This is a genomic window from Verrucomicrobiia bacterium (assembly GCA_019634625.1).
Lineage (GTDB): Bacteria > Verrucomicrobiota > Verrucomicrobiia > Limisphaerales > CAIMTB01 > CAIMTB01.
Genome location: JAHCBA010000025.1, coordinates 38,985 through 65,214 on the forward strand (window position 1 = coordinate 38,985; position 26,230 = coordinate 65,214).

General features: G+C 68.3%; 18 protein-coding genes and 1 tRNA gene. 10 read left to right on the forward strand and 9 right to left on the reverse strand.

Annotated features, from left to right (window positions below):
* Positions 1-30 precede the first annotated feature (30 nt).
* From KF833_15080 to KF833_15095, 4 genes are all read left to right on the forward strand, one after another.
* Positions 31-819 carry a LysM peptidoglycan-binding domain-containing protein gene (locus tag KF833_15080; protein MBX3746631.1) on the forward strand — a complete coding sequence of 263 codons (789 nt, stop codon included), beginning with the start codon at positions 31-33 and terminating at the stop codon, positions 817-819.
* 287 nt (positions 820-1,106) lie between these two features.
* Entirely contained in the window at positions 1,107-2,492 is a 1,386-nt protein-coding gene (locus KF833_15085) for an ABC transporter permease (GenBank protein ID MBX3746632.1), read from the forward strand.
* 22 nt (positions 2,493-2,514) lie between these two features.
* Positions 2,515-3,876 (forward strand): ABC transporter permease, encoded by a 1,362-nt coding sequence (locus tag KF833_15090; GenBank protein MBX3746633.1) that lies wholly within the window; start codon positions 2,515-2,517, stop codon positions 3,874-3,876.
* Between the two features lie 104 nt (positions 3,877-3,980).
* Positions 3,981-5,417, forward strand: coding sequence for an aldehyde dehydrogenase (locus tag KF833_15095; protein MBX3746634.1), 1,437 nt, complete (start codon positions 3,981-3,983; stop codon positions 5,415-5,417).
* Between the two features lie 123 nt (positions 5,418-5,540).
* Here KF833_15095 and KF833_15100 read toward each other — a convergent pair whose 3' ends face one another.
* Positions 5,541-6,059 carry a VPDSG-CTERM sorting domain-containing protein gene (locus tag KF833_15100; protein ID MBX3746635.1) on the reverse strand — a complete coding sequence of 173 codons (519 nt, stop codon included), beginning with the start codon at positions 6,057-6,059 and terminating at the stop codon, positions 5,541-5,543.
* Positions 6,060-6,410: 351 nt separating this feature from the next.
* Here KF833_15100 and aroB point away from each other — a divergent pair, with 351 nt between their 5' ends.
* Both aroB and coaE read left to right on the forward strand, forming a co-directional pair.
* The gene (aroB, locus tag KF833_15105; GenBank protein ID MBX3746636.1) at positions 6,411-7,511 is read left to right on the forward strand and encodes a 3-dehydroquinate synthase; all 1,101 of its coding nucleotides are present in this window, start codon (positions 6,411-6,413) and stop codon (positions 7,509-7,511) included.
* Positions 7,512-8,207, forward strand: a complete 696-nt coding sequence (gene coaE / locus KF833_15110; protein MBX3746637.1) for a dephospho-CoA kinase — start codon at positions 7,512-7,514, stop codon at positions 8,205-8,207.
* 915 nt (positions 8,208-9,122) lie between these two features.
* Here coaE and KF833_15115 read toward each other — a convergent pair.
* The 6 genes from KF833_15115 to KF833_15140 all read right to left on the reverse strand — a co-directional run bounded on the left by KF833_15115 (position 9,123) and on the right by KF833_15140 (position 17,804).
* Positions 9,123-10,016: an extensin family protein gene (locus KF833_15115; GenBank protein ID MBX3746638.1), complete on the reverse strand. Its 894-nt coding sequence runs from the start codon at positions 10,014-10,016 to the stop codon at positions 9,123-9,125.
* Between the two features lie 399 nt (positions 10,017-10,415).
* Positions 10,416-11,972 (reverse strand): hypothetical protein, encoded by a 1,557-nt coding sequence (locus KF833_15120; GenBank protein MBX3746639.1) that lies wholly within the window; start codon positions 11,970-11,972, stop codon positions 10,416-10,418.
* A gap of 87 nt (positions 11,973-12,059) precedes the next feature.
* Positions 12,060-12,854, reverse strand: a complete 795-nt coding sequence (locus KF833_15125) for a type II secretion system protein (protein MBX3746640.1) — start codon at positions 12,852-12,854, stop codon at positions 12,060-12,062.
* Positions 12,851-14,770: a lamin tail domain-containing protein gene (locus KF833_15130; protein ID MBX3746641.1), complete on the reverse strand. Its 1,920-nt coding sequence runs from the start codon at positions 14,768-14,770 to the stop codon at positions 12,851-12,853. Before KF833_15130 ends, KF833_15125 begins: the two co-directional genes overlap by 4 nt.
* Complete coding sequence (locus KF833_15135) at positions 14,767-16,995, reverse strand: protein kinase (protein ID MBX3746642.1); 2,229 nt, start codon at positions 16,993-16,995, stop codon at positions 14,767-14,769. The genes KF833_15130 and KF833_15135 overlap by 4 nt, the downstream gene beginning before the upstream one ends.
* 41 nt (positions 16,996-17,036) lie before the next feature.
* Positions 17,037-17,804 (reverse strand): sigma-70 family RNA polymerase sigma factor, encoded by a 768-nt coding sequence (locus tag KF833_15140; protein ID MBX3746643.1) that lies wholly within the window; start codon positions 17,802-17,804, stop codon positions 17,037-17,039.
* Positions 17,805-18,154: 350 nt separating this feature from the next.
* Between KF833_15140 and KF833_15145 the strand changes: the two genes are divergently transcribed.
* A tRNA-Pro gene (locus tag KF833_15145) sits at positions 18,155-18,231 on the forward strand.
* A gap of 101 nt (positions 18,232-18,332) precedes the next feature.
* Here the strand turns inward: KF833_15145 and KF833_15150 are convergent.
* Positions 18,333-18,842, reverse strand: a complete 510-nt coding sequence (locus tag KF833_15150) for an adenylyltransferase/cytidyltransferase family protein (GenBank protein ID MBX3746644.1) — start codon at positions 18,840-18,842, stop codon at positions 18,333-18,335.
* Positions 18,843-19,006: 164 nt separating this feature from the next.
* On the opposite strand from KF833_15150, the gene KF833_15155 reads away from it, so the two are divergent.
* A complete protein-coding gene (locus KF833_15155; protein ID MBX3746645.1) occupies positions 19,007-19,774 on the forward strand; it encodes an SDR family oxidoreductase in 768 nt (255 codons plus the stop codon).
* A 77-nt stretch (positions 19,775-19,851) separates the two neighbouring features.
* Here KF833_15155 and KF833_15160 read toward each other — a convergent pair whose 3' ends face one another.
* A complete protein-coding gene (locus tag KF833_15160; GenBank protein MBX3746646.1) occupies positions 19,852-20,409 on the reverse strand; it encodes a thioredoxin family protein in 558 nt (185 codons plus the stop codon).
* Between the two features lie 325 nt (positions 20,410-20,734).
* Between KF833_15160 and KF833_15165 the strand changes: the two genes are divergently transcribed.
* Both KF833_15165 and KF833_15170 read left to right on the forward strand, forming a co-directional pair.
* Entirely contained in the window at positions 20,735-22,315 is a 1,581-nt protein-coding gene (locus KF833_15165) for a VCBS repeat-containing protein (protein MBX3746647.1), read from the forward strand.
* Positions 22,312-25,989, forward strand: coding sequence for a VCBS repeat-containing protein (locus KF833_15170; protein ID MBX3746648.1), 3,678 nt, complete (start codon positions 22,312-22,314; stop codon positions 25,987-25,989). The genes KF833_15165 and KF833_15170 overlap by 4 nt, the downstream gene beginning before the upstream one ends.
* Positions 25,990-26,230: the final 241 nt, after the last annotated feature.

A 26,230-nucleotide genomic window follows, 5' to 3' on the forward strand; every position in this document is an offset into this window, starting at 1 on the left:
CCGGGCCGAGGGGTCGTCTAGCCTGCCCGCATGTTACGGACTGCGGCGGGGCGGGGCGGGTGGCGCGCCTGGATCCCGCTGGCCCTTTTCGCGGTCGGAATGGTCGGATGCTCGCCGGATATGTTCATGCCGGCATCGGAGGATCGTGACCGGCATTTCCAGCGGGCGCGGGACGCGGAGTTGCTGCGGGATTTCGAGGCGGCGGCGGCGCACTACGAACAGGCTCTCGAACGGAATCCGCGACTGGCCAACGCTCACCTCGGTTTCGCCGCCCTGTGCGAGGGGCCGCTGGGGCGGTATGCCGATGCGGTCTATCACTACCAGCGGTACCTGCGCCTGCGCCCCAACGATCCGCGGGCGGACGACATCCGGCGTCGGGTGACCAATTGCACGGAACGCCTGGCGACGACGGTGCCGCTGGTGGTGCGCAGCGACGCGATTGCTCGAGATCTCAGCGACACGCGCCGGGAGAATCTTGCCTTGCGCACCCAGGTGACCCAGGCGGTGGCCTACGCCTCCTATTGGAGCAATGAGGTCCGTCGTCTGGCGGCCGCGCTTCCGGCCTCCGCAGATGTCCGGTCGGGCGCATCCCAGCCACCTGGTGCAGCGTCCGGGGGGGCTTTGCGTGCGGAGGCGCGGAGCAGTCGTGGAGAGTCCCCGGCAGGTTCCGTGCGGACGCATCGCATTCAATCGGGGGATACCCTGATACGGCTGTCGCGACAGTACGGAGTGCCGCTCGAGTCCCTTCGCAGGGCGAATCCCGGAGTGAACGAACGGCGTCTCCTGCCGAACACCGTCCTGCGGATTCCCGAGCGGTGAGTGGCACGGGGGAGGAGTCAGTGCATCCCGGAGTTGTGGGGAGAGGTGCGAACTCCGCCGAACGGCGCTTCGGAGGGCCGAGTTCCACGAGGCCGCAACGGTGTGGAGCGTTGGATTGAGGACTCGCAGAGCTCGTCCCTCCGATTCGCTGGCTCGGTGCCGACAACCGGGGATGCACAGGGGAGGAGTGAGCGAAGCAATGGCGGATTGAATTCCGCCGGTGGCGCGTCAGATTGCGAGCCGTTCGCGCCCGGCGGGTATCCGGGTTTTGGGAGCGGTCTGACGGCATGAATTTCGGCAACACCATTGTCACCGGCCTGAAGGAGATCTGGGCGCACAAGGCCCGCTCGTTGCTGACCATGTCCGGGATCGTGCTGGGGGTGTCGAGCCTGGTGGCGATGTCGGCGTTGGTGCGGGGGATGGAGAACGGTTTGAAGGAGGCGCTGGTGGCGATGGGCGGGCTGGAGAAGATCCGGGTTGAGCCACAGACGGAACTGCCGGTCTGGCAGCGGCATCTGGCGGACATGGCGCCGGGACTGACGCTGGGGGATGTGACGGCGTTGAGGGCGGGGGCGCCCCTGTTGCGGGACATCGTTCCTGCCTTCGAAATCAACCGATGGTCACCTGGCTCCGCGACGCTGGGATATCGGGGACGGCAGACCAGAGCGTCGATTCTTGCCGGAACCTGGCCCGGATACGCGGAAATCAACGAGCATGTGATCGAGCACGGGCGGATGATCACGGATTTGGATGACGAGCTGGGCCGGAGTGTGTGTGTGATCGGCACATCGATCCGGAACGCCCTGTTTGGAGATCCGGAGCGGACGGGGAGGGAGGTCATCCCCATCGGGGAACGCATCACGATCAACGGCCAGGCGTTCACCATTGTGGGGATGTTCCAGCACTACGAGAGCGAGCAGGCGCGACGGGAAAGGGAGTATCTGCAATCGCTGCCGCCCTCGACGAATGCCGCTTCGGGCCCCGACCGGCGGCGTGGATGGCGGGGAGGCGGTCCCGGGGGGTTCGCGTTCCGGATCAAGAACGACACGGTGATGATCCCATTGCAGACCATGCTCACCAAGTTCCGGGCCGGTTCGGGGGTGGACGGGGCGGCGGATCACCGTCTGTCGAACATCCAGTTCCGGGTGGCCAGCCTGGACCAGCTCGAGCCCGCATTGCAGCAGGCGCGCAACGTGCTGATGATGACGCACCGCGGGATCGAGGATTTCACCTTTCGCACCCAGGAGGATTGGGCGGCCGAAATCCAGACGGCGATTCGCAACGCGCGGATGAGCGGGACCATCATCGCGGCCATCAGCCTGATCGTGGGCGGGATCGGGATCATGAACATCATGCTGGCCAGCGTTTCGGAGCGGGTGCGGGAAATCGGGATCCGCAAGGCGGTCGGGGCGACGACGGAGGCGGTGTTCACGCAGATCCTGGTCGAGTCGGTGGTGATCTCGGTCGTCGGCGGGTTGGCGGGATTGGGGGCGTCCTGGGGGGTGGTTCAGTTGATCGGGGCGTTCACGCCGACCGACAACGCTCCGCAAATCACCGTGATGGCGCTGGGGGTGGCCTTCGGGTTCAGCGTCGTGGTGGGCATTGTGGCGGGGCTGTATCCGGCGGTGCGGGCCTCGCGGCTGCATCCGATCCAGGCGCTGCGTTACGAATGAGGACCGCCCGGGGACACATCCGATGACCTTCTACATTGCGCTGCTGATTGGGATCAAAGAGGTCTGGAGCCACCGGTTTCGTTCGCTGCTGACCATGCTGGGGATCGTTCTCGGGGTGTGCAGCCTGGTGGCCATGGCGGCCATCGTGAAGGGCATGGAGAACGGGATGAAGGAGGCGATGATCGCCATGGGCGGACTCAACAAGGTCCTGATCCGCGAACAGGAAGTGCCGACCCACCAGGAACACCTCCGCGACCTTGCCCCGGGCCGAACGCTTCAGGACGTGTACGCGCTCAAGGCCAGCGCCCCGTTGCTGACGGTGGTTTCGCCCGAGATGTCGGTGCGCCGCGCCGTCGTGTCCCGGGGTGGCCGGGACCATTACCCCTCGGAAGTCGTGGGCGCGTGGCCGGCGGTCCTCGAGATGAACCTGTACGAGATCGAGCACGGCCGGTTCCTCGGCGACCTCGACGAGGAGTACGCCCACAGCGTCTGTGTCATCGGGACCGGGATTCGGGATGAGCTGTTCGGTGCTCCAGCGGAGACGGGCGGGCCGGTCATTCCGATCGGTGAGCAGATCCTGATCAACGGCCAGCCGTTCACCATTGTGGGGATGTTCCGGCATTACGAGAGCGAGCAGTCCATGCGGCAGCGTCAGGCGGCGGCCCGCCAGCCGCAAACCGACCCGGGGAATGGCGGCGTGACCCGTCAGCGCGGATGGAGGAGTCCGCGATGGGACGCCTTCTGGCGGAAGAACAACGTGGTGTACATCCCGCTGAACACGGCGTGGGTGAAGTTCCGCTCCGCCTCCGGCACCGACGGGATGGCCGAACCGCGATTGTCGGACATCGATGTCAAGGTGCAGGACCTCACCCAGCTCGAAGCGGCGTTGCAGCAGGCGCGCAACATCCTGCTCACGACCCATCGGGGCATCGAGGACTTCGCCTTCGAGACGCAGGAAAACCGGGTGGAGGACATCAACAAGCGCATCCGGAACGCCCGCATCAGCGGGGGCATCATTGCCGGGCTCAGCCTGCTGGTGGGCGGGATCGGGATCATGAACATCATGCTGGCCAGCATCACCGAGCGGATCCGCGAGATTGGGACGTGCAAGGCGATCGGCGCGCCTCCGGCAGCGATCTTCCTGCAGGTGCTGGTCGAAGGCTGCGTGATCGCCGCTCTGGGCGGGCTCGCCGGGGTGGCGGCTTCCTTCGGGCTGGTGGCCCTGCTGGATCGCCTGTCTCCTTCGGCCAATGCTCCGGTGGTTACCTTCGCCCCGATGGCCGCCGCGGTGGCCTTCAGTGTGACCGTCGGGCTGGTGGCCAGCCTGCTGCCGGCGATCAAGGCCGCCCGTCTCGCCCCGATCCAGGCGCTGCGGTACGAATAGGCCCACGCGCCGGCCAGCCCTCCGGCGACGCGCCGATCCCGTGCCGGTGCCGCAACCGCGGCTGGCGCCAGGCAGTGGCCTCCGTATAGTGCCGCTCCGGATTCATGAGCACCGTCCCGCACCTTCCCGCCCTCCGACTCGGACGTCCGTACGAGTCCCTCGAAAAGACCGAACTCAAGGACCACCGTTCCGGCGCGACGCTGGCCGCGGTCTCCCAGGTCAACGGGGGCATTGTCAAACGTGACCTGGCCCGCATTGCGACGGCGCGTGCTTCGTTGAAGCCGTTCACGGTGGCGCAGTTGATCGAGCGGTCGGCCCGGGCGGGGGAGTTGTTCCTTGAAGGGACGCTGCCGCTGGGGGACCGGGGCCACACGCAGTCTCCGTCCGAATACGTGGCCACGTTGAGTCTCACCAGCGGCCTGCCGCACGGGATGGTCCGGCGGAACATGGCCAAGATCCACTACGCGCTGACCCACATGACGGAGGTGCTCAACGGGTTGTCCCGGGGCCTGGATCTGGGGTTGCTGGACCGCGGGTTCGGGGAGCAGTTCGGAACCAAGCTGAGCTTCTTTCCGACCTGCCAGGCGCTCGGGCTGGTGATGCCCAGCAATTCTCCGGCGGTGAATTCCCTGTGGATTCCGGCGATCGCCCTCAAGACCCCGGTGGTCATCAAGCCGGGCAGGGAGGAACCGTGGACGCCCTACCGGCTGATCCAGGCATTCATTGCCGCCGGGATTCCCGCCGAGGCGTTCGGGTTCTATCCGACCGATCATGAAGGCTCGGCCACCATCCTCAACACCTGCGGCCGGGCGCTGATCTTCGGGGACAAGTCCACCACCCAGCAGTATGCGGCAAACCCGGCCATCCAGGTCCATGGGCCAGGCTGGAGCAAGATCGTCATCGGCGACGACGAGATCGACAACTGGCGCGAATACCTCGATGTCATCGAGGCCTCCATCGCCGACAACGGGGGGCGTTCCTGCATCAATGCCAGCGCGGTGGTGGTGCCGCGCCACGCCGGGGAGATTGCCGACGCCCTCGCCCGGCGGCTGGGTCCTGTGGGGCCGTCGCGGCCCGATGACGACGCGGCCCGGTTGTCGGGCTTCGCCAATCCGAAGATGGCGGACTACATCGATGCCCAGATCGAGGAGGGACTCGGTACGCCCGGAGCGGAGGACGTCACGGCGAAGCACCGGTCCGGGCCCCGCAAGGTGGTGTTCGAGGGCGGAACCTACCTGCGTCCGACCATCGTCCGGTGCGATTCGTTCGCCCATCCGCTGGCGAACCGGGAGTTCCTCTGCCCGTACGCGGCTGTGGTCACCGCCCCGGTCTCGGAAATTCCGCAGGCCCTGGGATACACGCTGGCCTGTACCGCCATCACGCGGGATCCGGCCCTGATCGAGCGGCTGGAAGCCTACCCGGAGATCGAGCGCCTCAACATCGGGCCGGTGTCCACCATGAAGATCTCCTGGGACCAGCCGCACGAGGGGAACATGTTCGAGTTCCTGTGGAAGCGGCGGAGCATCGAGCGGGCTTGGTGACGGCCTGCCGGATCCCCTCTCCGGCGGGTTGACTGCGCGCGCCCAGGGTCTTGAAAGAAAATCGCCCGCGGCGAACCGCGGGCGACCTCGCTTGGACTGGGTTGGGTGTTCGGAAAGGTGAACTTATTGGCGCAGCTTGCGGCGCAGTCCGGCGAGGCTGACCATCCCGGCCCCGAGCATCACCAGCATCGAACCGGCATCGGGCACCGTGGGCGGCTCATCGGGGGGGCAGCTCAGTCCGAAGAAGCTGATGTGCGAGATGTCCTTGTTGATCGTGCCAGAGGAGAAGGTCAGCGGGAGGTCTTCGGTCGGATACTCGTACCAGGCGATCTGGGTCGCGGCCTTGACGCCGACGAAGATCGTGTCGTAGCCGCTGAGGTCGCCGAGGAAATTGAGGTTCGGGTAGGTGTACGACTTCGCTTCGACCCCCAGGCCACCCTTCGAGACCTTCTCGAACGTCAGTTCGTCCTTCGCGATGAAGGACAGTACGCAGTCCTCGCCGACCGTGATCAGGGTGAGGAGCTTGGTCATTTCACCGCTCGGATTGCCGCCCTGGGCCGTGATTCCGATGAAACCGGCCCAACTGGAGGTCGCCATCGTCATCGCCGCCGCCAACACCGCCAACTTCTTGTACATCTTCATTTTACAACCTTGTGTTACTTCGTTGGTTCATCCAACACCTGCCATTAAGCAACCCTGATGCCAGAGCTTCCTGACGGAGTCGGTTTGTTGGCTAACCCGTTGGTTATCAGCAGACGGTTGGTTCGGAAGCCGGCCGAACCGGGGTGGATGGATGGCCGATCTGTAATCAAAGCCGACACTGCTGGGCCAAATTACTGCCACAATTCGGCCAGGACACGAAAGCAACCCGTTCGCGGTGAGGGGGTTGTCGGGGAGGAGCCGGGTCCTGTAAAGAATGCCTTCATCTCGCGACACCGGCGCGTAATGGGCTCGTGATTGGAATGGCGCCCCAGGGCGGCTAGGGTCGTCGCCATGCGTCAGGTCACGGTCCCGCTGGGGACGAGGAGTTATTCCGTCTGGGTGGGGCAGGGGTTGCTGGGGTCCCTGGGGCGGCGGTGTCGGGCGCTGGGCCTGGCGACACGGTGTGCGGTGATTGCCGACGGGGGGGTGACGGAGCGGTGGGCGCCCGGGGTGCTGGAGAGTCTGCGGGGGGCGGGATTCGAACCCGTGCTGGTCCGGGTGCCGCCGGGGGAGGGATCGAAGCGGATGGCGACAGTCGAGCGTTGTTGCGATGCGCTGGCGCGGCATCGATTGGAAAGGCGGTCGTTCGTGGTGGCGTTGGGGGGCGGGGTGACGGGGGATCTGGCGGGGTTCGTGGCGGCGACCTACCTGCGGGGGATCGCCCTGGTCCAGGTGCCCACCACCCTGCTGGCCCAGGTGGACAGTTCGGTGGGCGGGAAAGTCGGGGTCAACCTGCGGGCCGGGAAGAACCTGGTGGGGGCGTTTCTTCAGCCGCGACTGGTGCTCTGCGATCTGGAGACGCTGGGCACGCTTCCGGCACGCGAGCTTCGGGCGGGGCTGGCCGAGATCATCAAGTACGGCATCATCGCGGATGCCGCCTTGTTCCGGCGCCTGGAACGGGATCTGGATCGGTTGCTGAAACTCGATCCCGCGGTGCTGGGCCCGGTGGTGGCGCGGTGTTGTGCGATCAAGGCCGAGGTGGTGGGGCAGGACGAGAAGGAAAGCGGGCGCCGGGCGATTCTGAACTTCGGGCATACGGTGGGACATGCCCTCGAGGCGATCACGGAATACGGCCAGTTCCTGCACGGCGAGGCCATATCGATCGGGCAGATGGCGGCAGCCCACTTGTCGTCGGCGTTGATGGGATTGGCCCCGTCCGAAGTGGACCGAATCCGGGTCTTGTTCGAACGCGCCGGACTCCCGGTGCGTGTCGATCTGCCTGCCGCCCGGCGACGAAGGTTGCTGGCGGCGATGCAGCTCGACAAGAAGGTCAGCGACGGAGTCGTGCGCTTCGTCCTGGCGCGGGCGATTGGGGAGGTGGAATGGGGACAGTCGGTTCCCGAGTCGGAACTTCGCGAGGCACTCGACGCGGTGGCGGACGAGGCAGGGTGAATGGATGTCCACCCGGATGGCACACGCACCATGGTGTTACTGGGGTTGACCGGCGGCATCGGGATGGGGAAGTCCACGGCGGCGGACTTCCTGGAGCGGATGGGGTATCCCGTGGCCGACACCGATCGCATTGCCCGGGAAGTGGTGGCTCCGGGTTCGGACGCCCTGCGGGAGATCCGGGAGGCTTTCGGCGATGGGGTGTTTGCCGCGGATGGCGTGCTGGACCGGAGCCGGTTGGGCCAGCGGGTATTTGCCGATGCCGGGGAAAGGGTTCGCCTCGAGGGGATTCTGCATCCCCGGATACGGGCTGAATGGGAGCGGAGGACGATCATCTGGCGCGGGCAGGGGGCCGTTCTGGGTGCGGTCGTGATTCCGCTCCTCTACGAGACGCGGGCAGAGTCGCATTTCGATGCCATTGCCTGCGTCGCCTGCCTGACGGAGACCCAGAATCGGAGACTCCTCGACCGGGGCTGGACGGCAGATCACATCCGGCAGCGGATCGCCTCGCAATGGCCATTGCGGGAGAAGATCCGGCGCGCGGATTTCGTGGTGTGGACCGAACCGCCACCCTCGATCCATGGAAGGCAGCTCCGGTGCGTGCTCGACGCCTTGGGGGTGCGATCGTCTGCTGGAGCAAGCTCCCGCATGTTTCGGAACGGGGGGACGGAGAGCGGTGGTTGGGTCTCTACGCTTTAGCGTGCCGGGCCTTGGGAAGGGTGCAGGGAGCCGGGGGAATGGCGATGGCCGGCTGAAGCCGGGACACCGATTGGGAGGGAGACCGGACCCACAACAAGTCCGCAGACCGATTTTCCTTTTCCGTGGGCGACGCTCAACAGCGCGTTTGTTGCAGGCACCGCAAGGCGCTCCCATACAACGCCATCGGTGGATGTCAGGACCATAGCCGTCGGAGGCCATTTATGAATCTTGGACGCTGTCCTCCAACGGTCACAAACTGGCCTCCGGCAACGACCAAATCTGCAAGACCGCTGGCGTCGTCCGCCTCCTGTTGCTGCCAATGCTCACCGTCTGGCGAGGCCGGGATGACGGCATCCCGGTCTCCACCCACCGCCACGAATCGGCCGGATGCATGGACGATGGCCTTCAATGGTTCGGTGGTTCCCGACTCCCGGAACCTCCAGTGGACAGGCAGCGGATCCTCCCATGCGGTCGGACGGGCTGTGGGTTGAAGATCCCGGACAGCTTCTCGATCCTCACGACCCAGGGGTTGGCCTGATCGACGCCCGGAGGCCGTTTCGGATTCTGTTCGATTGTATTGTCCGATTCGGACACTGGAGATCACCGGCTCGGGCTGGGCGGCGAAGGAGTGCGCGGCGAGCAGCAGCAGGGCGGCCGTGCCGGCATGGCGCAGGATGGGGGCGGAATTCATGGGCGATGATGTCTTCATCCGCCTACAGGGAAGAAGCCGACGCAAGGTTTCAGACCTGTCGATCCGCATTCGGAACGCAGCCGGTCAACTACGGCATCAGGAGTCCGATGGCAGAACGGAGCGGACGCGTGCGCGGAGTGTGGATTTCAGGCCATTGCACCAAAGAGCGGCGGATAGACGCCCGTCCCGCCCGTTCCAGCCGCCATGATTCTAATTGAAGCGTCCTAACGGATGAACCGCCCCGCATCCGGCGTCAGGTCGAGGTGCCAGTGGTCGCGATGGTCCGCGTTGAAGTTGGGGGAAAGGTGGATGGTGAAAATCCCCGCGGCGTGGAGGTCGCACAGCACCGCGTGAAGAAAGGCATCCCGCGGCTCCCGTGCGCGGGTGGCGCAGGTGTTCCCATCAGCATCTATCTCCCAGTCATTGGCCACCGAAAGGAGGCCCATTTCGTCCGTGACAAGACCGGCGACATCGAGCGCGAGCGCCCGGGCATGCATCGAAAGGCCCCGGGGGCAGTCCGGCGGGATGCCGCCCCCGATGCACCGGTAGTTGTAAATCCCGAAGTCAACCACCTCGACGACCCCGCGGGCCGCCAGCACCTGCGCCATGCGGTGGAGCGCCAAGGCCAGCTCGCAGTCCATGAACCAAGTTTCCCGCAGCGTCCCGTCCATGAAACGAAACTGCATCCCTCCCAGAGGCAGGGCGACCGTGACGGGCGAGGTCACCCCGGGTGACTCGGGCCCCCAGGTCCAGGAGATGCCGAGCACATCCAGCTTCTCGAAACAAGGCGATGGATACAGCGGCTGGATCATGTAGAACCGCTGGGAAGCCGCCGGGCTGATGGCATTGGTGAATGCGAAGACGCCGCCCGCCCCGAAGGAGTTGGTGGCAATGCGCGCCCAGTTGGTCGCCGGCAGGGATAGGCTCGTCGTGGCCAGCACAAGGTAGCTGCCCCCTTGAGGCCCGTTGCCGCCGCTGACGATGACATTGTCGCCGGACTGCGTGATGCCTTGAATCCGCGGCATGGCAGCGGCGAGGAAGCCATCGGCCGGTGCCACGAGCAGGAGCACAAGGAGGTTGGCGATGGAAATCGGACTCCGGGGAGTTGTACGATTCATGGTGGAACGTCTTGGGGACGAGTTGGATTTCGAGGGTGCCGCGCCACTTCAGGCCTGTGTCAATCGCCGAGTCCGCCTGCCTGAAGGGCCAGTCTGGCAATCCAGCAGGAGCGCCTCTCCCGGCCGCACCGTGCCGGCACGGCGATGGATGGGGGCAGGTTTCATGGGCGGCGAAGTCCTCACCCGCTACAGGGAAGAAGCCGGCGCAGGGTTTCAGGTGCAGAGATGGGCATCATCCACCCGCCACTATGCCAGGGCGGCGGCCCCCCAGACCGCGCCACCAAAGTTCTGCCGCCCGGGGGTACCTTGCTGGCTCGCATCCTTGATTCCCCAGACTCGTAACGAGCCATTGTTACGGAGCGCAGCTCTGTGTCTTCCGTTCGTTGAACCTGTTGCCCATCAAGGGTTCAAGCGGACGCGCACGGGAGCGGCCTGAGCGTCTCGGGTTCCGTCACCGAGCTGCCCCCATGGGTTGGCCCCCCAGGCCCAGAGCGTGCCGTCCTCCCGCAGCGCCACCGTGTGCCACCCTCCGGCGCTGATGGCCAGCCACCGCTCGCCGGGCCGGACGGCCACCGGCCGGGACCGGTCAAAGTTCGTGCCGTCACCCAGTTGCCCGGAATCATTGAATCCCCAGGCCCACAAGGTGCCGTCCGCCCGCAGGGCCACGGTATGCCAGCCGCCGGCCGCCACCGCCAACCAGCGCTGGTCCGGCTGGATGGCCACCGGGGATGCGCGGTCGGCCTGGGTCCCGTTGCCCAACTGGCCTGCACCGTTGTGGCCCCAGCTCCACAGGGATCCGTCGGCACGCAGGGCGACCGAGTGGTAATTCCCCGCGGCAAGGGCCTGCCAGCGCTGGCCCGGCTGTATGGGCACGGGAACCCGCCGGTGGGTCGTGCTGCCGTCGCCTACGGCCCCTTCCAGGTTGCGCCCCCATGCCCACAGCGTGCCGTCGGCACGCAGGGCCAACGAGTGGAGTTCCCCAGCCGCGACTGACAGCCAACGTTGCTCCGACGCGATGGCTGTCGGCGTGGCACGATCTTCCGTCGTCCCATCGCCGAGCTGCCCTGTCTCATTGCCGCCCCAAGTCCAGAGCGTGCCGTCGGACCGCAGGGCCAGAGTATGAAATAGACCGGCCGCCATGCTTTGCCACCGGACATCCGGCTCGATTACCACAGGCCGACGAGTGCTCGACCCGGAACCGTCACCAAGTTGACCGCGAAGATTGGGTCCCCATGCCCACAGCGTGCCATCCATCCGCAGGGCCATGCTGTGATGCCTCGCTGAAGCCGACTGCCAGCGGCCCTCAGGCTCAATCGCGCCCGGTGAGTCACGCTCGTCATCGTTCGTCCCGTCGCCCAGCCCGCCATAGTCATTGCTGCCCCAGGTCCACAGCGTCCCGTCGGCGAGCACCGCGACCGTGTGGGAGTGGCCCGCCGCCAGCCGCCCCGCCACCCGGCCCGACGGCGGCGGGTTGGCGGTCAGGGGATCGGTGCCGGCCCGGTACTCGGCCAGATTGTTCTGCGTGTCGTGGTCGGGGTCGGCCGCCACGTCGGCCGGGTCCAGGGGATTGAGCACGGGCCGGCGGGCCAGCTCGTACACGTCGTTCATCCCGTCGCCGTCGCTGTCCTTCGGCGTGGTGAGCGGCACCCGCTCCACGCGGTAGAAGCGCGCACCGGCGGCCGGCAGCGGGTCCGGGTCCACGAGTTCAATTTCGGCCGGCGCTTCGGGGCCGGGCAGCGGCCCGAGGGCGGCCGGGGTGCCCACGTTGGTCACCACCTCGCCACGGAGAAGGATCAGATAGGCGTCCGCCGCCGCAGGCACGGACACCGCAGGCCCGCCGTCTGCTCCAAGGCGGAAACCGGTGATGACGGGCCCGGGCTGGGCGGCGATGGAATGCGCGGCGAGCAGCAGCAGGGCGGCCGTGCCGACATGGCGCAGGATGGGGGCGGAATTCATGGGCGGTGTTGTCCTCACCCGCCTACAGGGACAACGCCGCGGCCGGGTTTCAGGAAAAGTCCCGCGGGTCCCCGCGCCCGCCGCCGCTCACTCGGTATTGGGATTCGTGTCCGGGTCCACGGTCCAGACGAGGCGGTCCTGGGGATACACCGCCATGCCGTTGGTGATGATCTCCGGGCCGCGGCGGGCCTCGAGATGGCCGTCCAGGAAGGCGAGGTTGCCCCGGCCGCGATGCCGGGCGGCGAAGCGGCTGGCGTAGGCGCTGGGCTGGCCGAGCTGGTAGTCCTGCGCCTGGTCCGGCGCGGCGGGCGCGTCGTCCGGCAGCCGGTTCTCCAGGAACGCCACCGTGGCCGTGGGGCGCAGCACCTGCGTGAGCCGGACGGTCGTGTGCGGCCGCATGATGAGCTTCGAGTTCATGGCCAGGGAGAAGAACACCGCCGGATCCTCCAGCCGCCGCCGCGGGAACGTCGCCTGCGGGCAGTGGAAGATCCGGGCGCGATGGTAAAAGCCAGGTCGCACGGACGACAGGCCGTACTCGGCGGCGCGCGGCACGCCCATCTGCACGGCCAGCGCGTTGTACCAGACGTCGCGCGCAAAGGGATGGGTGACCTCGCCCCAGGTGTTCAGCGACACACCGTTGGGCTCGAAGCTCTCGCGGGCGATCCGGCCGTCGTGGTCATCGGCGTACAGGGTCTGGGCCAGCATCCACTGCCGGAGACGGCCGGCGCACTCTGTCTGCCGGGCCAGCGCCCGCGCCCGGCCCAGCACGGGCAGCAGCAGGGACGCGAGCACGCCGACGATGGCGATGACGACCAGCAGCTCGACCAGCGTGAAGCCGCCCGCTGCTCCGTCCTGCCGCCGCTGGTGCTGCACCGGTTTCATGGCGTCGCAGGCAGCAGCACGACGCGGTAGAACTGCGGTGGAGCCGTGGGCGGAGTGTCCGTGTACCCCGCCGTGCCCGCGGCGGCCGTGACGCGTGCGAGGACGGTCCACGTGGCGGGAGGCAGGGTGTCGCTGCGCTGCACTTCGTAGGTGCAGCCGGGGAGCGCGGACCACGTCAGCTCGAGGCCGGCCGCGACGCGGGCGACGGAGAGCTGCAGCCTGCTAAGGCACGGATCGTTGTTCAGCCAGCCGGGCGAACCCACGTCGTCTGACGCGGCCGCGCGGAAAGCGCCACGCTCGCCCGCCACGCTGTAGTTGTATCGAAGTTCCGCATCCTCATCCGCCGGATCGTACCAGCGGCTCGCGCCGCACGGGCAGGGGTCGGGGAATTCCAGGCAGACCCTCAGCTCGAACTTCAGGATGAAATCGTGGTCGTCGCGCGCCGCGGCATTCCAGAGCGTGATGAACTCCGTGAAGTCACTGCTGAAGCCGTTTCCGTAGTACGAAAGGATGGGCAGGTCTGGCGGCAGATTCGCGTCGCCCCACCAGCGACGGAAGTCTTCGGTATCGAGGTCCGAGACCAAGATGGCGGACTGGCCGGGATGGAGCCACACGTCGTTGGTGATGGTGAAGGCGCCGTCCAGCACGCCGGGATAATCGTCGAAGCGCCAGCCGCGGAGGTTGACCGGCCGGGTGTCGAGGTTGGTCAGCTCCCACCAGTCGTTGCGGGCCACCGTCGCGATGCTGGCGGATCGGCAGAGCATGGCCTCGGTCACGACCAACCGGGGTGGTGGCAGCACGGCCAGGAAGGCGGAGGCGTTGGTCGCGCAGAGCGGGTTGCGCACCTCCACGGTGTAACGGCCTGCGTGGGGTTCCGAGACGCCCGGCAGCTCCAGCACGGCGTTGGTCGCGCCGGGGATGATTTCGCCCTCGTGCCGCCACAGGATTTCCGGGAGCGGGTAGCCGCGCACCTCGACGCGGAACACGGCCGTCTGGCCCGGCGTGACATCGAGGTCGGCGGGCGGGCGCACGATGGCGGCGCAGCGTGGCATCTGGTTGACGCTGAGCCGGGCCGGGGCGGTGACAAGGCTCTCCAGGCCGTTCTCGAGGCGCACCGTGTACGTGCCGGCCACGGCCGGCGTGGCGTTCGAGAGGACCAGCAGGGACGCCGTGGCGCCGGGCAGGTCTTCCCCCTCGAAGCGCCACTGGTACCGCGGCCGGGGCAGGCCATGGGCCACCACTCTCAAGATGGCGGTGGCGCCTGCATCCGTTTCCACGTCGGCCGGGTCTTGGACCACCCGGAGGGGCACTGCTGGGCCGGCCGTGCCCGGAGAGCCGACGTCACCGCCGGCCGCCGCGCGGAAGGCACCCTGCTCGCCCTCGATGCTCAGCGCGCCAAAGACGCCGGTGGCGGCATGGCTCGTGAAGGTCACCCCGCGGTCGGCGACACCGAGCGGGACGTGGTCCAGTTCGGTGGTTGCGGTGGCCGTGGTGTGCCACAGGCGCAGCTCGTCCTTGGTGGCGTTGAGACCGAACCCCCACGGAGCTACGATGATGCGCCGATCCGCAAGCCGCACCTCCCCCCACCACGCCCGAAACTCGGCCTCCGCGGGCATGTTCCTGCTTGCGCGCACAAAGATCAGCGATTCGCCGGGATGCAGTACGGTGGCTTCGCCGGCGTGCCTGGCCAGGGCGGCAAGCCGGTGCGCCGCGTCCAGCCCGGAATCATCTGCGAACCACAGCTCCTCGAGGTCCACCGCGTCGGAGCCGTAGTTTGTCAGCTCGAAGAAGTCCTCCCCCGCCCCGGACGGTGCGGTCATGACCTCCGTGATCGCCACGGGCGGGCCGGCGGGTCCGGGCAAGGGCAGCAGGGCGGCGAGGAGAAGGCCGGCGACATAATGGAGTGGCGGCTTCATGGCGTTTCGCGGGATCGGAGGCGTTCCGAGTAACCGGGCGGGCTGGGTTTGGGCGGGTAGGCCTGCTCGATGGGGTCCAGCCAGCTCTGGATGGTCGCGTGGCTGGTCTCGGACACCGGCTCGTAGCCGGCGGCCGTGTCGGGCAGGGCCTGCAGCCACGCGCCCTTCAGGCCGCAGAGGGCCTGGATGATCGCGCGCGCCACGTCCGCCGGCAGCCCGGGGGATCCGACCAGCAGCGTGCGGCTGCTCTCGAATCGGTCACCCACGGCGACGAGGCCGCGGTGCTGGTTCGCGCGGAAGGCCCACTCCATACAGACACCCACGTCGTAGTCGCCGGCGAGCACGCCCTCGATGGCCTGTGCGTGGCTGTGGAGCGGCCCGTGCCGCCGCACGGCTTCCTCGTGGCCCAGCGCCAGGACGTCCTCGGCGAATTCATACGTGCTGTCGAGGAACTCGTACCCCGCGAGCTGGGCGGCGGCCAAGCCGGCCCGGGCGAGGTGGATCTGCGCGTGGAAGCTGGCGGTGGAGTTCGTCTCGCCGAAGGCCACGCGCCGGCCGCGCACGTCGGCCAGCGTGCGGATGCCGGTGTCCGGCCGGGTGAAGATCACGGCATACTTCGAGCGCGCCGTGCCGCGAACCAGGGGCTGCAGGGCCGGCGTGTCGCGCCGGGCCCGCAGGTACGGCAGGGCGGCCAGCCGCGCGAAGTCCACCTGGCCGGTGCAGACGCCGGCCACGAGGTCGGGGTAGAACTTGTAGAAGCGCACGTCCAGCCGCACCGGCCGGGCGAGCAGCTCACCCATGCCCTGCTCCAGCGTCTCCAGCAGTAGGGCGTGCTGCAGGGCCGTGGCGGTGGGCTGCTCCTTCACCATGAGGCCGAAGGAAAAGCGGACTGGCAGGATCCCGCCGGCCGCGGCGGGCGGCCGGTTGGCCAGGGCGGTGATCTCCTCGGAGCGGATCACCATGCTGGCGCTCTCCGGATCGGCCCACAGCCGTTCAAAGTCATCCCGGAGAAACAAGAGCAGCCGGTGCTGCTTCACCTCGTCCTCCTGGCGCATCACGCGCAGCTCCGCCGTCAGGGCGGCCAGGCGCGAGCGCTCGCGGTTGACCGCGGACAGGAGGACAAGCGCCACGGCCAGCCCGGCCGCGAGGGAGCCGACGAAGGCAGCCCGGTAAGGATGTCGCCGGCCCCAGCGCCAGGCACGGACCGCCGCACCGACCGGCCGGGCGCGCACGGGCTCGCCGTCGAGGAAGCGCCCGAGGTCATCCGCCAGCGCCTGCGCGTCCGGGTAGCGGCGGTGGGGCGGCTTCTCGAGGCACTTGAGGCAGATGGTGGCCAGGTCGGTTGGGACGCTCGGGTTGAGCCGCCGCGGCGGGAGGGGCTCGCTGTGCCGAACCAGATCGAGGGTCTCGGGGATCGTTTCCGCCAGGAACGGCGGCCGGCCGGTGAGCAGGTAGTAGAGGATGGCACCCAGCCCGTACACGTCGCTGGCGCGGCCGGTGCGGAATTTCAACCCGGCCTGCTCCGGGGGCAGGAAGTTCGGCGAGCCAAACACGCGGCCATCGCCATCCGTGGAGATCGTTCCATCGGTTTGCCGCGCGAGGCCGAAGTCCGCGAGGCGCGGCCGGCCGTCCCGATCCAGCAGCACGTTGGAAGGTTTGAGGTCGCGGTGCAGCACGCCCTGGTCGTGGGCGTGCTGGACGGCCTCCGCGAGGGTCCGGACCAGGGTGGCGGCCCGTCGGGCGGCGAACGGTTGGCCGGCGACCTGCGTGGCGAGGTTGCCGGCCTGCGCATAGTCCATGGAGAAATAGAGCCGGCCCTCGTGCTCACCGACCTCATGGATGGCGATGATGTTCGGGTGCTGGAGCCGCGCCGCGGCCTGCGCCTCATGGAAAAACTGGGCTCGCTGCTCCGTGTCGGCGAACTCCCCGGCCAGGATCACCTTCACCGCCACGAGGCGGTCGAGGGCGGTCTGGCGTGCTCGGTACACCACTCCCATGCCACCGCGGGCGATCTCCCCGAGCAGCTCATAGCCGCCGAGCCACCGCGGGGCGACCTCCGGGGGCGGCGCGGCCGGTGCCGGCTTGGCGGCCCCGGCCTGAGCCTCCTGCGCCGGCTCGTCGGCCGCGGCCAGGCCGAGCTGAAACAGGCACCTGTTGCAGAACCCATGCGGTGGGATGGACGGCAGTTCGGCGCCGCAGTGGCTGCAAATGGCGAGCGTGGGCATGACGTCGCTCCCTACTGGGAAATCGTTGGGCCTAGGTTGCACTACATCCCGGGAGGCTGGCACGCCGCCGTCATGAGGTGGCGGAGTTCCGCGTCCACGTCCGCCGGATCGGCCACGGTGGCGGCGACCTCGGCGCGGAGCCGTTCGCCGAATGCCCGCCGCAGCCGGTGGACGGCGGTTTTCACGCCGCCTTCGCCCAAGCCCAGACGCCAGGCCAGCTCCGTGTAGGGCGGCAACGGCCTGGGGCCACCAAGGCAGGGCTGGAGCACCTCAAAGACCTCCCCTTGGCTGCGCTGTGTGTATTCTTCCCGGACTGCCGCCAGCGCGCGGGCCAGGACGACCTGGGCCCAGTCGTGGTCATAGGCGGCCTCGCGCTGGCTGTCCGGCATGACGCCCACCGGCTCGGCCGCCTCCGGCAGCTCGTCGAGCGACAGCCGTGGCGTCCGGCCACCCCGCTTGAGCGCGAGGGCCTTCTTCCGTTCGTCTTGCAGGTGATGTTTGAGCGCGCCCAGGAGGAAGGAGCGGAACCGTCCTCGGGCCGGCTTGGCCGCCTGCAGGTCGCCGCCGGCGATGAGCGCGGCGAAGAAGCCCTGCACCAGATCCTGCGCGTCATCCGGCGGATGCCCGGTGCGGCGGAGGTAGGCGTAGAGGGGCGTCCAATAGTCTCGACAGAGCGTGGCGAGGGCCTCCTGGGCGCCGGGAGCCGGATGCTCCGCGGCCTGACGCACCTGCGGCCACTGCGTGGTGCGGAACTCCCGGCCGCCGCCCAGCCACCCCGGCACGGAATCACCCCCGTACATGCACGACATGGTGCCGGGTCTTCCTCGCGTTTGGAAGGCTTCTGCTCGGGTGCTGGCAGGTGGTCGCGGTGCGGGGTGGTCGGGAGGAATTGGGGCCGAAGGCGCCGCCGCCCGGCGACGAGGAGTTGATGGAGGTCATCCGCGGCCGCTGGGACGCCCCCGAGAACGGGGCCCGTTGCCGTCGGGACGTCACCTATGGCGAGGATGGTTGCCAGGTGACGACACACCGGGGCGTGGCCGAAATCCTGGCCGCGATGCGCAACGTCGCGCTCGGGCTCTACGCTCTGGCCCGCGACCGGGGACGGACGGAAGAATCCCGTTGCCAACGAGGCGGCGGCCCGACAACGTAACCGCCGTGTCGGGGCGTAGCGTAGCCTGGTAGCGCGCTTGTTTCGGGTACAAGAGGTCGTGAGTTCGAATCTCACCGCCCCGACCATTTTCCCTCAGAGTTCTTCCGAACGTTCAGACCCTTCGTTCATCGGTGGCAAGTCCGGTGCGAGTCCCGGCGATGCCGCATGGAGCGAGCGTTCTCCCGGATCATGCCCGTGCCGCAGAGGGCAGGCTTTCGCCGCCGAGCCGTTGCAGGAGTCGGGTGGTCGAATGGCCCGCGACAAGGGGGAGGATGGCCACGATCCCGCCGCCGTCCTCCACGATCCGCCGCTCGTCCTGCGCGACGGTTTCGAGGGTGTAGTCACCTCCTTTCGCCCAGACTTGCGGCCGGACGACCTCAAGGAACCGGGCGGCGCCGGGTTCGTGGAAGAGGCAGACGGCCCCCACGCTCTCGAGGGCGGCCACCAGACCGAGGCGGTCGTCTTCAGGGTGGACCGGGCGGCCGTGGCCCTTGATGGCACGGACGGAGGCGTCGCTATTGACGCCCACCAGCAGGATGTCGCCGAGGGCGCGGGCCTGTTCCAGGTAGCTCGCGTGACCGACGTGGAGGAGGTCGAAGCAGCCGTTGGTGACGACCACCCGGCGACCATGCCTTGCCTGAAGGGCCCGCCATGCTGGCAGGGCCTCCCAGGTCAGCCGTTTGTCGCGAAATCCCATGGGCATCGATTGCGGAGCAGGGCTCGTGTTTGGCGGGAGGCCGCCATGACGAACGCCTCCGGAAGCCGATTCGAGCAGGTTTCACGACGGGCTCCAAGCCGGGGACGAACCGGGTTGCGGGATTGAGTTTCCCGGGCGAGGGCGGACCGCGCAGAATGCCCTTCATGTTCAGCATGGATGAACGGAATGCCCTGGTGACCGGTGCGGGTTCGGGCATTGGCGCGGCCATCGCCGAGGCGTTGTCGAAGGCCGGGGCACAGGTGTGGGTCACGGATGTGAACGTCGCCGCGGCGGAGGCCGTGACGGACCGGCTCATCGCGAACGGCGGGTGTGCGACGGCGTTGGCCCTCGACGTGTCCGACGAGGCGGCGTGCGAGGCGGCGGCGCGGCGGGTGCACGGCGCGGACACGCGGTTGGACATCCTCGTGAACAACGCGGGAATCGGCCATGTCGGGACGCTGGTTCAGACGACCTCGACGGATCTCGAACGGCTGTGGTCGGTGAACGTGCGGGGGGCGTTTCAGGTCACCCGCGCCTTCCTGCCGGCGATGCGCGAGCGTCGTGCCGGAAACATCATCAATATCGCCTCGATTGCCGGCATTGTCGGTGTCCGGGACCGATTGGCCTACACCACCACCAAGTTCGCCGTCGTGGGCTTCACCAAGGCCCTCGCCCTCGACCACGCGCGGGAGGGCATCCGCTGCAATTGCGTTTGTCCGGGGCGGGTTGAGACCCCCTTCGTCACGGCAATGATCGCGCAGTACCCCGACCCGGCGAAGGCGCGGGCGGAAATGGAATCCACCCAGGCGATCGGACGCATGGCGCGGCCGGACGAAGTGGCGGCCGCGGTGCTTTACCTGGCGAGCGACGCATCCGCGGCGATGACCGGTTCGGCTCTGATTCTCGATGGAGGATGGAGTGCCGGGAAGTGACTTTGAATCCGGGCAGGGGTGAGGCGGGGCTGTGAGGTTTCCGTCGGTTTGCGGACTCGGCCGGAGATTCGGGCCGGTCAGTCTTTCCACTTGATGTTGCAGCCCATGCTGGGTTTTTGGGCGGGATCGGGGGTGCGCCCGTTCAGGACGGCGTCACAGGCGGCCCGCAGATCGGCGCCGGTCACCGGAACGCCATTGCCAGGCCGGCTGGCGTCGAACTGACCGCGGTACACGAGGCGGCGACTGGCATCGAACAGATACCAGTCCGGGGTGCAGGCGGCCCGGTAGGCCCGGGCCACCTCCTGGGAGGCGTCGTAGAGGTAGGGGAAGGTGTAGCCGGCGGCTTCGGCTTCGGCCTTCATTCGATCGGGGGCATCCTCGGGGTAGCCCGTGATGTCATTCGCGCTGATGCCCACCACGCCGACGCCGTGGGCCTGGTATTCGCGGGCGAAATCCGCGAGTCCGGCCCGGACGTGCTTCACGTACGGGCAGTGGTTGCACAGGAACACCACCACCAGGGCGAGGCGGTCGGAGAAGTCGTCGAGGCGGACGGTGCGGCCCGTCACGGTATCCGGCAGGGCGAAGGCGGGAGCCGGGGTGCCGAGGTCGAGCATGCTGGAGGGGGTCAGTGCCATGGTGTGGAATCGGGTCGATGGGTTAGAGGACGTACGAGGATGCCATGTTGGCGCACGGTTGACCACGCGGGGATCATCCGGACGTGCGGAGACCGCGGCCGAGTCACGAGTGGGATGAGGACCTGAGGACCTCATCCGGGGCGGGGGGGCGGCTACCGAGGGGGATGCTCCGGCGACGCCTCGATTTGCCTTCCCCGGTTTGGCGCGGCATCGGCAACCTGTCCGCCATGCCCGACCGCCATCCTTCCCGTTGCCGGCCCCGAACGACATGTCCCCGGTGAGCCTGTCCAGGTCGAAGCTTGGCCCCCGCGGGTGGCGACCTGGGATGGTGCCGCCGCGGGGCAGCACCCTGTCGGTCATCCTCGCGGTCGTCGTCGTGGCGTGCTCGGGTGCGGCCTTGCCGGAGGCGGAGGTTTCTGCGGCGGCGCCTGGCCGCCCATCGGGCGAGACGCTCGCGCGCCTGGTTTGCGCCGGTTGCCATCTGTTTCCCGGGCCCGAACTCCTCGACCGGGCCACCTGGCGGGATCAGGTCCTGCCCCGGATGGAGACGCGGCTGGGGGTGTCGCCGCCGGATTACTCGGTAAGCCCGGAAGGGGAGTTGTTGCGCGCCTTGGGGATCTACCCGGCGGAGCCGATGATTCCGCGCGAGGACTGGGAGGCGATCGTCGCGTACTACCTTGCAGCGGCCCCGGTCGCGCCGCTGCCTCAGGATCCGCGGCCGGAGATCCGGATCGGGCTGCCGCTTTTCGAATTTGAGGCGCCCGGCTTCCGGGTCCGGCCCGCGCTCACCACGCTGGTCCACCTGGGCGTGGAGACCCGGCGGCTTTTCGTTGGGGACGAGGGGGGGCAGCGGCTGCTGGTGTTCGGGGATACCCTGCGGGCGCCGCGGTCGATCCCGCTGGGCAACGTCCCGGTGGCCCTCGCCGAGTCGCCCGGTGGATTGCACGTGACGGCGATCGGAAGCTTCCTGCCCTCCGAACATCAGCGGGGCGCGCTGTTGTTTCTTCCCGAAGGGGAGAACGGGTTTGGAGCGGCGCGGACCCTCATCGGGGGGCTGCCGAGGGCGGTGCATGCCGAGTTCGCCGATTTCAACGGCGACGGACGCATGGATGTCGCGCTGTGTCTGTTTGGAAACCACCGGGGACGCTTCTCCTGGTTCGAGAATCTCGGCGGGGACCGCCATCGCGAACACGTCCTGAGCGAGCGGTCCGGCGCCATCCGGTCGCTGGCCCGCGATTTCGACGGGGATGGGTTCCCGGATCTGCTGGTGCTCACGGCGCAGGAATCCGAGACGGTGCAGGTGCTCTTCAACGACGGTCGGGGCGGGTTCCGGTTCGAGACCATCCTTCAGTTCCCGCCGTCCCACGGCCTCACCCATTTCGAACTGGCCGATTTCGACGGTGACGGGGTGGACGACCTGCTGCTGGTGAACGGGGACAACGGCGAGTTCGCGAGTCCGCCGAAGCGGTATCACGGTCTGCGCCTGTATCGCGGACTGGGGGCCGGGCGCTTCGAGACGGAACCGGCGTGGTTCTTTCCGCTCAACGGCGCCACCAAGGCCGTCGCGCGCGACTTCGATGAGGATGGCGATCTTGACATCGCCGCGATCGCCTACTTCCCGGACTACGAACGGTCCCCTCGGGAGAGCTTCGTGTACCTCGAGAATCGCGGCGGCGGGAACTTCGTTCCGGCGACCTTCGCGCAATGCATTGCCGGGCGGTGGCTGACGCTGGACGCCGGGGACCTCGACGGCGACGGGGACATCGATCTGGTCCTGGGTTCGTATGTGCGCGGGCCGACGCCCGTGCCCGCCTTCCTCCAGCGCACCTGGGATCGGGAGGGTCCGCCGTTCGTCATCCTGCGGAACACCCTTCGCCACCCGGCGCCAGCGCCCGTCCTGCCATGATACCGAACGCCCTGGCAGACGGAGGATTCGCCCGGCTGGCAGTCCTGCTCGCGGCAGGCCTCGCGGCGTGGATGCCGCGGATGAGTGCGGCAGAGCCTGTCACCTCGATCCCCCTGGTTGTTCCGGGCAGCGCGGGACCGGGCTTCACCTTGATGGGGCCGGAGCGGACCGGGGTGGCCTTCACCAACCGGATTTCCATCCGCACCGTCGCCACGAACCGCATCTTCGAGATCGGTTCGGGCGTGGCCCTCGGCGATGTGGATGGGGACGGTCGTTGCGACATCTACCTCTGCCGGCTCGACGGTCCGAACGCGCTCTACCGCAATCTCGGCGGCTGGCGGTTCGAGGAGATCGCCGAAGCCGCCGGCGTGGCCCTGCCGGAGCAGGCCTCCACCGGGGCGGTGTTGGCGGATGTGGACGGCGACGGGGATCTGGACCTCCTGGTCAACGCGCTGGGCGGCGGGACACGACTCTTCCTCAACTACGGACAGGGGCGGTTCACCGAGAAGACCGGTACCCGGCTTGTCCGGCGGTTCGGCAGCACTTCGCTGGCCCTGGCGGACATCGACGGCGACGGGGACCTCGACCTCTACGTGACCAACTACCGCACCGACACGTACCGGGATCGCCCGCCCGGTCTCCAGGTGGAGGCCCGCACCGTGGGGGACCGCATCGTGGTCACGCCCGAGAACCGGTTTCTTCCGATGATGGCGCACGGCGGCCAGGTGGAGGTGATCGAGCTGGGCGAGCGGGACTTCCTCTATATTAACGACGGCGCCGGGAACTTCGCTCCCGTCTCCTGGACCGCCGGATCGTTCCTCGACGAGGACGGACAACCCCTGGCCGGGCCTCCACTCGACTGGGGACTCGCGGTGCTCTTCCGCGATTTGAACCAGGACGGCACCCCGGACCTGTACGTCTGCAACGACTTCTTCCAATCCCCCGACCGGATCTGGATCAACGAGGACGGGCGCCGGTTCCGTGCCGCCGACCGGCTGGCCTTCCGCAACATGAGCCTCTCCTCCATGGCGGTGGACGTGGGGGACATCGACCGGAACGGCTTCGATGACATCCTCGTGGTGGACATGCTCGGACGCCGGCACCGGGACCGCCAGCGCCAGCGTCCCGAGATGATGCAGGGCCGCTACACGCCGCCCCTCGACCGGCCCGAGTTTCGGCCCGAGGTGCCCCGCAACACCCTCTTCCTCAACCGCGGCGACGGCACCTACGCGGAGATCGCCCAGCTCGCCGGACTCGACGCCACCGACTGGTCCTGGAACGTCGCTTTTCTCGACGTGGATCTCGACGGGTACGAAGACGTCCTGGTCGCCACCGGCAACCTTCACGACGTCCAGGACGCCGACGCCATCCGTGCGATCTCCCGCATCCGGGACCGTGAGTCTCCCGAAGCCCGACTGGCCCGCTTCCCGCCCCTTCACACGCCGAATCTTGCGTTCCGCAACCGGGGAGACCTGACCTTCGAGGACGTGAGCGAGCGGTGGGGTTTCGATCTGCGCGGGGTTTCCCAGGGCATGGCCCTGGCGGATCTCGACGGGGACGGCGACCTCGACGTCGTGCTCAACAACCTGAACCAGGGTGTGTCCCTGTACCGGAACGACGCCCCCGGGGCGCGGGTGGCGGTGCGGCTCCACGGCGTTCCTCCCAACACCCGGGCCATCGGCGCCCGCATCGCGGTGCTGGACGGTCCCGTGCCACGCCAGGAACAGGAGGTGGTCGCGGGAGGACGGTACGCTTCGGGCGATGACACCCTCCGGGTGTTCGCGGCGCGGGAGGATCGACCGGTGCGCATCGAGGTCACCTGGCGCAACGGTCGCCGCTCCGTGCTCGGGCCGTTGGCGCCCAACCGGCTTCACCAGATCCACGAAGCGCATGCGCCGTCGGCGCCGCGCCCCGCGCCTGCCAGGCCGGGACCCACCCTGTTCGAGGACGTCACGATCCGGCTCGACGGCCACGCGCATGCGGATCCCGACTTCGACGATCTGGCGCGCCAGCCGCTGCTCTCCCAGGTCTGGAGCCGGCCCGGACCCGGGATCGCGTGGATCGAGGATCCTCCCGGCGCGTCTCCGCACCTGGCCGTCGGCTCGGGGGCCCGCGGATTCCTGACGCTGTTCCGCAACCTCGGGAACGGAACCTTCGCCCGGACCAACCTCGCCTTCACCCTGCGTGATCAGGTCGGGCTCGCCGCCTGGACGGTGTCGCCGACCCGGACCGTCCTGCTGGCGGCCGAATCCAACTACGAGGACAGCGCGCCCCGCCCGTCCTCGGTCCGGGCCGTCGCCCCGTTTCCCGGTTCGGAACCCCTGCCCGAGTTCCCTGCCCTTGACGCCGCCGCAGGTCCGATTGCCCTGGCAGACATTCATGGCGAGGGCCGCCTCGATCTCTTCGTCGGGGGACGCGTTGCCGCGGGACGATATCCGGAACCGGTTGCGTCACGGATTTTCACCCACGGTGCGACCGGCTTTCGCCACGACCTCCGCCATGACGCCGTTCTCGACCGCATCGGCCTGGTTTCAGGAGCGGTGTTTGCGGACCTCGACGGCACGGGCCGGCCGGATCTCATTCTGGCCACCCGTTGGGGCCCCATCCGCGTCCTCCGCAACAAGGCCGGCACCCTCACCGACATCACGGCGGAACTCGGTCTCGATCGTTACCCGGGATGGTGGAACGGCGTGGTGGCCGGCGATTTCGATGGCGACGGACGCCTGGATCTGGCCGCCTCGAACTGGGGCCGCAACACCCGGTACCGCCAGGGTCTGGCCGGAGGGGTCCGCATCCACTACCGCGACCTCGACGGCGACGGGCGCCTTGCGGCGATCGAGTCCTTCGTCGATCCCGACACCGGGCTCCGGGTGCCGTACGCGGACTTCGACACCCTGGCCCGGGCGTTGCCCTACCTCCCCGCGGTCTTCCCGACCATCCGGGCTTTTTCCGAAGCGGGACTCGACGCCGTCCTCGATCCGTCCGGAGAGGTGTGGCCACACCTGGAGGCGCGGCATCTCGATTCCACCGTCTTCCTGCGGCGTGCGGGCGGCTTCGTGGCGGTGCCCCTGCCGGTGGAGGCCCAGTTCGCGCCGGCCTTCGGCATCGCCGTGGCCGACTTCGACGGCGACGGAAACGAGGATCTGTTCCTCGCCCAGAACTTCTTCGGCGTGACCGGCGAACGCTCGCGGTACGACGCCGGGTTGGGAATGGTGCTCCTGGGCCAAGGCGATGGCACGTTCACGGCGCAACCTCCGACCGCAAGCGGCATCCGTATCCCCGGGGAGCAGCGCGGCGCTGCGGTTGCGGACTTCGATGGCGATGGCCGGCCGGATCTCGCGATCGGTCAGAACCGGGGTCCCACCCGGCTGTTTCGAAACACCCAGGGCCGGCCGGGCCTTCGCGTGCGCCTCATCGGGCCGCCGGGCAATCCCGCGGGCATCGGCGCCATTCTGCGACTCGAATTCGCCGATCGGTTGGGGCCCGCACGGACGATTTCCGCGGGAGGGGGCTATGGGTCACAGGATACCCTGTCGCCCATCCTGGCCATGCCGGCGGTGCCGGTGGCGCTGCGTGTGCAGTGGCCAGGCGGGTTGACATCGCGCACGCCGATTCCACCCGGTTCACGCGAGGTCACGGTCCCCATACCCACCGCGGCCCCTTCGGCCCGGTGAAGCATCGGGCCCGGCGACGGAGGGCCGGGGGCGGGTGGCAATCCTCGGTGCATCCCCGAATTGGGGATGAGGAGGCAGCGAATCGGAGGGACGAATTCCGCGAGTCCACGACCCAGAGCACCCACCGTTGCGGTCTCGTGGAACCCGTCTCTCCGATGCCACACGTCGCGAAGCTCGCCCCTCTCCCCACAACTCCGGGATGCCTGGGTCAGGTATCATGGATGAGATTCATGCGTTTGTT